The 12269-nt window shown below is 56.6% G+C and carries 10 protein-coding genes; 6 read left to right on the top strand and 4 right to left on the bottom strand.

The genetic code is table 11. The features are described from left to right. The first annotated feature begins 305 nt into the window (after window positions 1–305). Window positions 306–1838: a Re/Si-specific NAD(P)(+) transhydrogenase subunit alpha gene (gene pntA / locus AC6I8V_RS10670; RefSeq protein ID WP_497842250.1), complete on the top strand. Its 1533-nt coding sequence runs from the start codon at window positions 306–308 to the stop codon at window positions 1836–1838. An 11-nt stretch (window positions 1839–1849) separates the two neighbouring features. Beyond that, entirely contained in the window at window positions 1850–3238 is a 1389-nt protein-coding gene (pntB, locus tag AC6I8V_RS10665) for a Re/Si-specific NAD(P)(+) transhydrogenase subunit beta (RefSeq protein WP_497842249.1), read from the top strand. A gap of 66 nt (window positions 3239–3304) precedes the next feature. Here pntB and uspE read toward each other — a convergent pair whose 3' ends face one another. After that, the gene (uspE, locus tag AC6I8V_RS10660; protein ID WP_497842248.1) at window positions 3305–4261 is read right to left on the bottom strand and encodes a universal stress protein UspE; all 957 of its coding nucleotides are present in this window, start codon (window positions 4259–4261) and stop codon (window positions 3305–3307) included. Between the two features lie 119 nt (window positions 4262–4380). Continuing rightward, window positions 4381–5133 (bottom strand): fumarate/nitrate reduction transcriptional regulator Fnr, encoded by a 753-nt coding sequence (gene fnr, locus AC6I8V_RS10655; protein WP_031279133.1) that lies wholly within the window; start codon window positions 5131–5133, stop codon window positions 4381–4383. Between the two features lie 294 nt (window positions 5134–5427). Between fnr and smrA the strand changes: the two genes are divergently transcribed. Further along, window positions 5428–5994: a DNA endonuclease SmrA gene (smrA, locus tag AC6I8V_RS10650; protein ID WP_497842247.1), complete on the top strand. Its 567-nt coding sequence runs from the start codon at window positions 5428–5430 to the stop codon at window positions 5992–5994. Here smrA and AC6I8V_RS10645 read toward each other — a convergent pair. Beyond that, entirely contained in the window at window positions 5991–6911 is a 921-nt protein-coding gene (locus AC6I8V_RS10645; RefSeq protein ID WP_497842246.1) for a LysR substrate-binding domain-containing protein, read from the bottom strand. The two genes, smrA and AC6I8V_RS10645, sit on opposite strands and share 4 nt — an antisense overlap. A 323-nt stretch (window positions 6912–7234) precedes the next feature. Here AC6I8V_RS10645 and AC6I8V_RS10640 point away from each other — a divergent pair, with 323 nt between their 5' ends. Together AC6I8V_RS10640 and hglS are read left to right on the top strand one after the other, a co-directional pair. Then, window positions 7235–8569: an MFS transporter gene (locus tag AC6I8V_RS10640; RefSeq protein WP_497842245.1), complete on the top strand. Its 1335-nt coding sequence runs from the start codon at window positions 7235–7237 to the stop codon at window positions 8567–8569. Window positions 8570–8657: 88 nt separating this feature from the next. Further along, complete coding sequence (hglS, locus tag AC6I8V_RS10635) at window positions 8658–9995, top strand: 2-oxoadipate dioxygenase/decarboxylase HglS (protein WP_497842244.1); 1338 nt, start codon at window positions 8658–8660, stop codon at window positions 9993–9995. Window positions 9996–10035: 40 nt separating this feature from the next. On the opposite strand, the gene AC6I8V_RS10630 is transcribed toward hglS, so the two are convergent. Beyond that, entirely contained in the window at window positions 10036–10470 is a 435-nt protein-coding gene (locus AC6I8V_RS10630; protein ID WP_497842243.1) for a DoxX family protein, read from the bottom strand. A gap of 192 nt (window positions 10471–10662) precedes the next feature. On the opposite strand from AC6I8V_RS10630, the gene AC6I8V_RS10625 reads away from it, so the two are divergent. Then, window positions 10663–12180, top strand: coding sequence for a carboxylesterase/lipase family protein (locus tag AC6I8V_RS10625; RefSeq protein ID WP_497842242.1), 1518 nt, complete (start codon window positions 10663–10665; stop codon window positions 12178–12180). Window positions 12181–12269: the final 89 nt, after the last annotated feature.

The raw sequence follows: 12269 nt of genomic DNA, 5'->3' as shown, positions 1-12269 counted from the left end.
AGTATTGTTAAATAAAGGTTTTTAATAACACTTAATTCGCCGTGACACGATTTTGCTTAGCAGATAATTTTTAATTATGGCTGAAACGCAGTGGCATAACGCGGCATTCAATCTTTGCGTCTGAATATTAGTGTGAATGTCATAAGTGTGCGTTATCGCTGTAGATCGCTATTCATATTTTCAGTAGGTTATAAAGACTTTGTTACATTGCGCATTTCGCTCATAAGTAGCTGAAACACCGTTTCAGTTGCATGAGCTTGTGCCGCTTACAGACCCTCATCCTTTAACCGATGAAAGGAAACAGTATGTTAATTGGGATACCCAAAGAGCGGTTAGCCAACGAAGCGCGCGTGGCCGCCACGCCGAAAACCGTTGAGCAGCTGATCAAGCTGGGATTCAGCGTAACCATCGAGCAGGGCGCAGGTATTCGCGCCAGTTTTGATGATGAAAGTTTTGTTGCCGCAGGGGCCACGATCAGCAACACCGCTGAGGTGTGGCAGTCAGATATCGTGCTGAAAGTGAATGCACCCGATGATGGCGAAATTGACCTGACGCGCGCCGGAAGCACGCTGGTGAGCTTTATCTGGCCTGCACAGAATCCGGTGCTGCTGGAAAAACTGGCCGCGCGCAACGTCACCGTCATGGCGATGGATTCCGTGCCGCGTATTTCCCGTGCGCAGGCGCTGGACGCACTCAGCTCGATGGCCAACATTGCCGGTTATCGCGCGATCGTCGAAGCGGCGCACGAGTTTGGTCGCTTCTTTACCGGGCAAATCACTGCGGCGGGTAAAGTTCCCCCGGCGAAAGTGATGGTGATCGGTGCCGGTGTGGCCGGTCTGGCCGCTATCGGCGCAGCGGGTAGCCTGGGTGCTATCGTGCGTGCCTTCGATACCCGTCCGGAAGTGAAGGAACAGGTGCAGAGTATGGGCGCTGAGTTCCTTGAGCTGGATTTCGAGGAAGAAGCGGGCAGCGGTGACGGCTACGCCAAAGTGATGTCCGAAGCCTTTATTAAGGCCGAGATGGCGCTGTTTGCCGCCCAGGCGCAAGAGGTCGACATTATTGTCACCACCGCGCTGATCCCAGGCCGTCCGGCACCGAAGCTGATCACCAAAGAGATGGTTGCCAGCATGAAGCCGGGCAGCGTGATTGTCGATCTGGCCGCGCAAACCGGTGGTAACTGTGAACTCACCGTCGCCGATCAGGTGACCCTGACCGACAACGGCGTAAAAATCATCGGTTATACCGATCTGCCGAGTCGTCTGCCGACGCAGTCTTCTCAGCTGTACGGCACCAACCTGGTGAACCTGCTGAAGCTGCTGTGCAAAGAGAAAAATGGCGAAATCGCCGTGGATTTCGATGACGTGGTGATTCGCGGCGTCACCGTGATCCGCGAGGGCGAAGTCACCTGGCCGGCACCGCCGATTCAGGTTTCCGCCGCGCCGAAAGCGGCACAGCCTGCGGCCGCACCCAAAGCGAAGGTGGAAGAAAAACCGGCTTCGCCGTGGCGGAAGTATGTGCTGCTGGCCCTGGCTGTGGTGCTGTTCGGCTGCCTGGCTAACGTGGCACCGCCGGAGTTCCTGTCACACTTCACCGTGTTCGCGCTCGCCTGCGTGGTGGGTTACTACGTGGTGTGGAACGTCAGCCACGCGCTGCATACGCCGTTAATGTCAGTCACCAACGCCATCTCCGGCATTATCGTGGTGGGCGCCGTGTTGCAGATGGGCCACGGCGGTTGGGTGACGCTGCTGGCATTTGTGGCGGTGCTGATCGCCAGCATCAACATCTTTGGTGGCTTTACCGTCACCCAGCGCATGCTGAAAATGTTTCGTAAGAATTAAGGGGTAACAACATGTCTGGCGGATTAGTTACTGCAGCATACATTGTTGCCGCGGTTCTGTTTATTTTCAGCCTTGCCGGTCTCTCGAAGCACGAGACGTCGAAGCAGGGTAACATTTTTGGTATGAGCGGGATGGCCATTGCCCTGCTCGCCACCATCTTCGGTCCCAACAGCGGTAACGTTGCCTGGATCCTGCTGGCGATGGTGATTGGCGGCGCGATTGGTATGCGTCTGGCGAAAAAGGTCGAAATGACCGAGATGCCGGAGCTGGTTGCCATTCTGCACAGCTTCGTAGGGCTGGCGGCGGTTCTGGTGGGCTTCAACAGCTACCTCGATCACGCACCGGGCCTGCCGGCGGTGATGGAAAATATCCATCTGACCGAAGTGTTCCTCGGTATCTTTATTGGTGCGGTCACCTTTACCGGTTCGCTGGTCGCCTTTGGCAAGCTGCGCGGAAAAATTTCCTCTCGTCCGCTGATGCTGCCGCATCGCCATAAGCTGAACCTGCTGGCGCTGGTGGTCTCTTTCCTGCTGCTGCTGTGGTTTGTGCATACCGCAAGCACTGGCGCTCAGGTGTTCGCGCTGCTGCTGATGACCGTCATCGCGCTGGCGTTCGGCTGGCATCTGGTGGCCTCGATCGGCGGTGCGGATATGCCGGTGGTGGTGTCGATGCTGAACTCCTACTCAGGCTGGGCGGCGGCGGCTGCGGGCTTTATGCTGAGCAACGATCTGCTGATCGTGACCGGTGCGCTGGTGGGATCGAGTGGTGCCATCCTGTCGTACATCATGTGTAAAGCGATGAACCGTTCCTTTATTAGCGTGATCGCCGGTGGTTTCGGTACCGATACCAGCGTAGGTGGTGAGAGCGAAGAAGCCGGTGAACACCGTGAAATCACTGCGGAAGACACCGCGGAGCTGCTGAAAGCCTCTTCCTCGGTGATCATCACCCCAGGCTACGGCATGGCGGTGGCGCAGGCACAGTATCCGGTGGCGGAAATCACCGAGAAGCTGCGCGCGCGCGGTATCAAGGTGCGCTTCGGTATTCACCCGGTTGCCGGGCGTCTGCCGGGTCATATGAACGTGCTGCTGGCGGAAGCGAAGGTGCCGTACGACGTAGTGCTGGAGATGGATGAAATCAACGAAGATTTCAGCGATACCGACACGGTGCTGGTTATCGGTGCTAACGACACCGTCAACCCGGCGGCGCAGGAAGATCCACGCAGCCCAATCGCCGGTATGCCGGTACTGGAAGTGTGGAAAGCGCAGAACGTGATCGTGTTTAAACGTTCAATGAATACCGGCTATGCCGGTGTGCAAAACCCGCTGTTCTTCAAAGACAACACCCAGATGTTGTTTGGTGATGCGAAGGCCAGCGTGGAAGGTATTTTGCGCGCGCTGTAATAAAAAGGGCGGCAAATTGCCGCCCGATCAGAAAGAAGAAGGGCGACCATTAGGGTCGCCCTTTTTTTAATCGTCATCGTCCTCTTCATCATCGAGGTCGATAGGGGATTTAAAGTCATCAGGCTTGATTGCCAGCAAATCGCAGCGCAAATGGTCGATCACCTGCTCGGCGGTATTGCCAAGGAAAGCGGCCGACAATCCGGTACGTCCGATAGTGCCGAGCACCACAATCCCGGCACCCAGATGGGCTGCGATATCGGGGATCACCTCTTCCGGCAGACCTTTGGCGACGTGGGTAAACTCTTCGCTAATGGAAAACTTCTGCCGCAGCGCTTTCATCGCCACCAGATGCTGGCCGCGAATGGCGTCGTTATAGACGCTGGGGTCAAAATCAGGCAGTTCGATGGCGATATTAATCGGGGTAATCGGATAGGCGCCCACCAGATGCACCTCGGTGTGGTTGACCATATCGGCCAGCTGGGTGGTTTCATGAATCAGTTTTTGGTTAAGGGCATCATGATGGGGTTCTTCGCTGGCGAGGTTGACCGCCACCAGCGCTTTACCGCCTTCCGGCCAGGGCTGATCTTTCACCATCCATACCGGGCACGGACACTTGCGCAGCAGATGCCAGTCGGTGGGGGTGAAAATCACCGCTTCCAGACGATCGTGCTGATGCGCCATCTTCAGCACCAAATCATGCTGATGGCTCAGCACTTCATGGATAATCGCCTCGTAGGGGCGGTTATGCCAGATCACCTTGATTTCAATATCAACGCCCGCTTCGATATAGGCATGAGCCTGCTCGCGGATCCACTCGGTGCGCTGGCTGATGACGCCTTTACGCATATTGGAGCGCTCATCCGGCGACAACAGGGTGGTCATTTCGTAAGAGAAATCGTAGATAGGCAGGAAGGCTTTGATTTTTCCGCCGATACGTTGATTGAGATAGACCGCACGTCGCAGCGCGGGCTGGTCGTCCTGCTGAGCATCAATGGCAACCAGAATATTTTGGTACCGGGACATAAGGCAATCTCCTCAAAACCAAAGCAAGTTGGGTTAAAGATAGCCTAAGTTATGACAGGGAAGAAGGGAAAAAGTTGTTGCCGGATCAATAAAATAACATTTATTAATCCGGCATCGCATCAGGCAGCCTGGTCAGTCTGACCAGCAAGTTCTGCCAGCAGGGCATGGTTTTCGATAGTGATATATTTGCCTTTTACCGCCAGCATACCACTTTTCTGGAAACGACCGAGTAAACGGCTGATGGTTTCTACGGTTAGTCCCAGATAGTTACCAATATCGCCACGCGTCATGGTTAAGCGGAACTCGCGCTGCGAGAAACCGCGCTGACCGAAGCGGCGGGACAGGTTCCAGATAAAGGCGGCGAGGCGTTCTTCCGCATTCTTTTTCGACAGCAGCAAAATCATATCCTGATCGCCTTTAATCTCGCCGCTCATCAGACGCATCATCTGCTGACGCAGGGCAGGCATCTTACCGGAGAGATCGTCGAGGGTTTCAAAGGGGATCTCGCACACCATTGCGGTTTCCAGCGCCTGCGCAAAGCTGGGATGATGCGCGCTGACAATGGCGTCAAAACCGACCAAATCGCCTGCCAGATGGAAGCCGGTAATTTGTTCGTCACCCTGTTCGGTGATGGTGTAGCTTTTGATGGTGCCGGAGCGGATGGCGTAGAGGGATTTCAGTTCATCACCGGCTTTAAACAGCGTCTGGCCTTTCTGGATCGGCTTTTTGCGTTCAATGATATTATCCAGCTGATCCAGTTCATGCTCGTTCAGCGTGAAGGGAATACACAACTGGCTGATGCTGCAATCCTGACAATGGATGGCACACCCGCCAGACTGAATACGTCGAATGCTGCGTTTTTCCGGGATCATAATATTTACGCTCGATGATTATTGACTGCCGTCAATTTTAACATTTTTCCGCGCGAAGGGAACTCATCCGAGCAGTAATATTCCTCAAAAAAAGTGTGGTCGGCGCAACATTCGTTGATCACTGGTAATTCCGCTATTTGCTGATAAGTAACGCAACGGCGTTTTTTGATCTGGAACGTTTTGTTGACACCTTTTGTGATCGCGCGCAGATTTTTTCTGGCATAAAGTGACGGATGTGACGGCCAAACGCCTTTGCTATCCTTTCTTAGCTGGCATGTATTGTGAGAAAAAACCATGAACCTTGATGATGACGACCTTTTCCGGGATGCCATGGGTGATGTGACACCGTTAAAAGATTGCGCCAACACCCAGTGGCTGCGCGCACCTTCAACCAAAGCACCGCGCGCAGCACAACCCGCCGATGAACAGGATAATTTTCTGACCCGTGGTTTTCTGGAAATTATTCCGCTGACCACGCCACTGGAATTCAAAGCCGACGGCATTCAGCAGGGCGTGCTGGATAAGCTGAGACTGGGCAAATACCCGCTGGATGCCAGCCTCAATCTGCTGCGCCAGCCGGTGGAAACCTGCCGTCAGTCGTTATTCAGCTTTATGATGCAGGCGCGCAGGCAGGGATTGCGCAATCTGCTGATCATTCACGGTAAAGGGCGCAATGACGAGGCGCACGCCAATATCGTGCGCAGCTACGTGGCGCGCTGGCTGCAACAGTTTGAAGAAGTGCAAACCTTCTGCATGGCGCAACCGCAGCATGGCGGAGCGGGCGCGCTCTACGTGGGACTGCGTAAAACCGACAAGGCACGCCTGGATAACCGCGAACGTCATGCCAAGCGCAGCCGCTAATTGTGGAACTTACGGATGGAGGCCATCAGCACCTCCGCACTCAGGCTCAGGGTGTTGCCGGTACGGGTGATAATGCCCACCGGCTCGCCAGGGCCGCTTGAGTTGATGGGCAGGGCGCACAGCGCGTTGTGATTCAAATCTTCCTTAATCGCGCCGGAAGGGACAAACCACACATAGTCGTAACGCAGCGCCAGCTGACGTGCCAGCGAGGTGGACGAGGTTTCGACGCAGTTGGCGGGCAGGGAGCAATCCTGTTCGTCCAGCATCTGCTGGGCAATGCGGCGCGGCGCGGTGCCCTCCGGCGAAATCACCACCGGCCACTGCATGGCGCGGGAAAGCGTGACATTGTCACTTAAGAGGGGATGCTCCGGACGCACCACCAGTTTGAGCGTTTCCAGAAACAGCAGTTCATAGGTCAGACCCGCCATCATTTCGCTGTCAGCCATACGGCCGATGCCAATATCAAACTCTCCGGCACGTAATCCGGCTAACAACACGTTGTTATGCAGGGTAGCGACCTGCACCGTGGTATTCGGCTGCTGCTGATGGAAGCGGTCGAGGATTTGCGGCAGCATCCCCATGGCGGCGGTGGTGAGTGCGCCGAGGCGGATCACCATCGGGCGCCCCGGTAGCGGGGAATTGAAACTCTGTCCGGCATGATTGAGTGCATCCAGCACTTTCACCGCGTGCGTCAGAAATTGTTCACCGAGGGTGGTGAGCTGCGCGCCCAGTCGGCCACGTTCGAATAGCCGGGCACCGGCCAGTTCCTCCAGCTCATTAAGGGTTTTTGACAGCGCAGGCTGGCTCAGGCTCAGGGTTTCCGCTGCGCGTCCGAGGGTGCCTTGCTGCGCTACGGCAACAAAGGTGTGTAAATGGCGCAAGCGAATGCGCTGATTGAAAAGGATATTTTTGTCCATAACCTCACACTTAATGAGATTTCGGCATTGCAGGCAACTGGCAAACTGAAATTTTGTTAACTTACCTGCAAAATTATATTAACAAAATATCCCGATGTCGCGTTACACGCATAAGCTGCTGTTTTAACATAAAAACCCACATATTCTTCTAGCCTGGCAATTATCACTCCCAGTAATATCAGTGGGTTAAGAGCGAAAAAGTTGAATAATTATCAATTCCATCCAAAATTCCTGCCCGTTATTGTTAACGATGAGCTATCATACACGCCGTTTTTTTTACCAAAACTGATGTTTAAATCGGTAAGTCCAGGCAGGAGTTCTACGTGACCAGCGTTGAAGCAGTAGATGTACGCCAGCTCATTAATCAGAGCGCATTAAGCAGCTGGCAAAAGCGCTTAATCTTGCTGTGCTTCATTGTAGTTGCGCTGGACGGTATGGACATTGCGCTGATGGGCTTTATCGCCCCGACGCTGAAAGCATCGTGGGGCGTCAGCAATCATCAGCTCGGCATGGTGATCAGCGCAGCGTTGATTGGGCTGGCGCTGGGCGCGATGGTGGCGGGGCCACTGGCGGATCGCTACGGTCGACGCGTGATGATCCTGCTCAGCGTGTTGTTCTTCGGCCTGTGGACGCTGGCGACCGCGATGGCGCAGAACATCGAACAGATGATGCTGTTCCGATTCCTGACCGGGCTGGGGCTGGGTGCCGCGATGCCGAACGTGGGGACGCTGGTAGCGGAATACGCGCCGGAGCGTCGCCGTTCCTTTATCATCACCGTGGTATTTTGCGGCTTCACCTTTGGCGCGGCCACCGGTGGCTTCGCGGCTTCCTGGCTGCTGCCGCGTTATGACTGGCATTCAGTGATGCTGCTGGGCGGTTTGCTGCCGCTGGTGGTGCTGCCTTTCCTGCTGCGTGGCTTACCGGAATCGGTGCGTTTTCTCATCGCCCGCCGTGCGCCAGGCGCCCGCATCCACGCCATCCTCGAACGTATGCTGCCGGGCGCAGTGCAGGCGGGTAGCCATTTCCATAGCGCCGAGTTGCCCACCGCACGGCGTGGCGCAGTGGCCACCGTGGTCTCGCGTCGCTACCTGTTCGGCAGCCTGATGTTGTGGGGCGGCTATTTTATGGGGCTGTTCCTGGTCTATCTGATGGGCAGCTGGCTGCCGTCGCTGGTCCACACCCTCGGTATGTCGGTAACGGAAGCGGCGATTATCACCGCGATGTATCAGGCGGGCGGCACCCTGGGATCGTTGTTTGCGGGCTGGCTGATGGACCGTATCAACGCCAACCTGGCGCTGGCGCTGATCTACTTTTTCGGTGGCATCGCGATTATCGCCCTCGGCTTCTCCCCGGCGCAGGTCGGGCTGATGAGCGTCATCGCCTTCTGTAGCGGCTTCTGTTTTAACGGCGCCAATACCGGTATGAACGCACTCTCCGCCAGCTATTATCCCACCCATGCCCGCGCCACCGGCTCCAGCTGGATGCACGGCGTGGGTCGCGTCGGCGCGATCCTCAGTGCCTTTGTCGGTGCGGAGTTTCTGTCGCTCGGCTGGTCCTTCAGCCATATCTTCCTGATACTGGCGCTGCCGGCGGTGTTAACCACCCTGATGCTGGTCCTGAAATTTCGCTTTGGCGATGCTGCGCAGCAGGGCGAGTGACAGGGCGATCACAGTTCGGCGAAATTCTTACCCGGCGCTAAAGGGTTGATCTACAGTAGCAACAACCCTTTAGCCCGAGGTGATGACCATGGACAATTTTCTCACCAGCGATGCGATCCGCACGCTGTTTTCTCAGGCCATGTCGGCGATGTATCAGCAGGAAGTGCCACTCTACGGCACCCTGACGCAGCTGGTAAGCGCCGTCAATGAACGGACATTAGAAGCCAATCCCGCGCTGAAAAACCGTCTGGCCGCTGCCGATGAACTGAGCCGTTTAAGTGTGGAGCGCCACGGCGCGATACGCGTCGGCACTGCCGACGAACTGAATATGCTGCGCCAGATGTTTGCGGTGATGGGGATGCACCCGGTGGGCTATTACGATCTGTCGCAGGCCGGGGTGCCGGTGCACTCCACCGCCTTTCGCCCGGTCTCCGACAGCGCGCTGCGCCGCAATCCGTTTCGCGTCTTCACCTCGCTTCTGCGGCTGGAGCTGATCAACGATGAGGCGCTACGCGCCAAAGCCGCCGCAATCCTCGCCGCCCGCGATATCTTTACCCCCGGCTGTCGGCAGCTTATCGCCAGACATCAGCAGCAGGGCGGTCTGAATGCGACCGATGCGGCGCAGTTTGTCAAAGAAGCGCTGGAAACCTTCCGCTGGCACGCCGATACCACGGTGGACAGCGCCACCTACCGCGCGCTAAGCCTGCAACACCGGCTGATTGCCGACGTGGTCTGCTTCCGTGGCTGCCACATCAACCATCTGACGCCGCGCACGCTGGATATTGACCGCGTCCAGGCGCTGATGCCGACACGCGGCATCGATCCCAAAACCCTGATTGAGGGGCCGCCGCAGCGCCAGGTGCCGATTCTGCTGCGTCAGACCAGCTTCAAGGCGCTGGAAGAACCGGTGCATTTTCGCGATGGCTTTCAGGGCACGCATACCGCCCGTTTCGGTGAGATCGAACAACGCGGCGTCGCGCTGACGCCGAAAGGACGCGCGCTGTACGACCGGCTGCTGGCGGAAGCGGGAACGGGCCAGGATAACCAGCATCACCAGCAACATTTATCGGCGGTGTTCCGCGCCTTCCCTGATGATGAAATCACGCTGCGCGATCAGCAGCTGGCGTGGTTCCGCTACCGGCTGACCGAGAAAGGCATTCAGCAGCCGCCGCGCGCCGAAGAAAGCATGGAACAGCTGATGCAGGAAGGCCGCCTGCTGGCCGAACCGATCACCTATGAAGATTTTCTGCCGGTCAGCGCGGCGGGGATTTTTCAGTCCAATCTCGGGGATACAGCGCAGGTGCGCAGTGCGGGCAACGCCAGCCGCGAGGCGTTTGAAAGCGCGCTGGGCGCGGCGGTACAGGATGAAATGGCGTTGTATCAGCAGATGCAGCAACGCAGTCTGGTCCGTTGCGGGCTGGCATAAAAAAAGCCGGTCTGCGCAGGGCAGACCGGCTTTCCTTTCTTTATTGCAGGCGCTGATTACGCACCAGCGCGTACTTCCCGGCACCCAAAAACATAATGGCGAGCGCGCCAAGCGCGTAGAGGGCTTCCGTTTCCAGCGACCATGCACCCACCTCGGTGGTGTGCCAGACAACGCCCATCTTCACCAGCAGCGTGGCGACAATCATATTCACCACGATAATGAAGGCCGCAGGACGCGTCAGTAAGCCAATAATCACCATAATGGGTGCCACAATTTCCCCGATGTAAGCACCGTAAGCGATGAAACCTGGCATACCTTTGACGGTGAGCATTTGCGCGATCCAGGCGACGCCGTGGATGACCTTAAACTCGCCGTGAAACAGCAACAAACCGCCAAACGTCAGACGAAGCAATAACTTACCGAAGTCCGGGTGATCACACATCCGGCTAAATAACTGATTAATTCCACCGAACATCCTATTTCTCCGACGCGCCAGGTTAACGTGTAACATTAAATGTAATCGACAAAAGTGCGCCAGCCAAAAAATTTGAATGAGATGTTCAAAGATTCGGGCGCTGTTTCGGCTTAATCTGCAAATGCCTGACCAACATGGACATCCGCTCGGGGCCTGCAAATAATGGAGAGATGCTTTATCAGGGAAGCCGAGATGAAAAACGAACGACGCCTGAGGATCATGACCGCAGAGGGTGAACTCAGGGGCTTAATGGATGATGATCTTTTTCTCTTCAAGGGGATACCTTACGCTGCGCCACCGGTCGGTGCGCTGCGCTGGCGACCGCCGCAACCGATGCAACCCTGGCAGGGCGTGCGCGATGCCACCGCATGGGGCGATGCCTGCTGGCAAAACCGGGACTATTGTGTGGCGGCCGGCGGTGGCGATCCCGGCAATTTCAGTGAAGATTGTCTCTATCTCAATATTTGGACGCCCGACGTTGAACCTGCGCGACCGCTACCGGTGATGGTCTGGCTGCATGGCGGAGGCTTTACCATTGGCGCGGGTAGCCTTGAGCCGTACCGCGGCAAGGCGCTGGCGGCGCAGGGCGTGGTGGTGGTGACGCTTAACTATCGCCTGGGTCATTTCGGCTTCTTTGCCCATCCGGCGCTGGATGCGGAATATCCGCCAGACAGCGTGATCAACAATTTTGCGCTGCTCGATCAGATTGCCGCTCTGCAATGGGTGCAGCGCAATATTCCGTCGTTCGGCGGCGATCGCCACAATATCACGCTATTTGGTGAATCTTCCGGTGCGCGCAGCCTGTTGTCGCTATGCTGCTCGCCGCTGGCGGAAGGGCTGTTTCATAAAGGCATTGTGCAAAGCGCCTATAGCCTGCCGGATATTCCCCGCAAACAGGCGCAGCAGGTGGGTAAACAGGTCGCGGCACATTTCGGTCTGGCGGAAAACGCCACGGCGGCTGAGCTACGCGCCTTGCCCGCCGCGGAGTTCTGGCCGCTGCAACGTCCGCTGGCGCTTGGCCCGGTGCCGATCTGCGGCGATGCGGTGTTGCCAAAACCGATGCTGGCGACCTTTATGGCTGGCCGCCAGCATCGCGTGCCGCTGATGATTGGCAGCAACAGCGATGAAGCCAGCGTGCTCGACTATTTTGGCGTCAACCCGACGCGGGTGCTGCAACAGATGCGGCGCAAAAATCGTCTTGGCTATCAGCTGATGAAGTGGATCTACGATATGCATGACGATGCGCTGCTGGGTCGGATGCTGGCGCGCGATATGGCTTTTTCGGTGATGCCGCTACTGATTGTGAAGGCGCAGCACAATATCGGTATGCCCGGCTGGCGCTACTGGTTCGATTACGTCTCCGAACATTCGCGCGATCTTTATCCGTATGGTGCCTGGCACGGCAACGAAATCCCTTACGTATTCAATACGCTGACGTCGCTGGCGCTGCCGCAGAATCGCCCCTATACCGAGGCTGACCACGCTTTTGCCGCCACAGTCAGCGCCTTTTGGGTTACCTTCGCGCGAGACGCCAGTGAGTACAGCTATCGGCTGCGCGGCGAGATTGACTGGCCAGCCTGGCGCAACGGTGAGGATGTTACCCTGGTGTTTGGCCGTGAAGCGGAAGCTCCCCTGACGCTGAAGCCCCGTTTTATGCGCGGGCGCCTGCGCCTGTTCCGTCTGATGATGCGCAGCATGGTGAAACTTTGATTAGCCTGCTAATGATGAAGGGATGCAAACGATTTTTTAAAGCAAATTTTCGCCTATCGGCCTGATTTCATACAGACAATCATTTTCCG

The sequence above is a fragment of the Pantoea sp. X-Soil-TKNS-1207 genome, assembly GCF_059730485.1.
The sequence above is the reverse complement of the archived record's forward strand: the minus strand, read 5'-3'. Positions and strand labels throughout refer to the sequence as shown.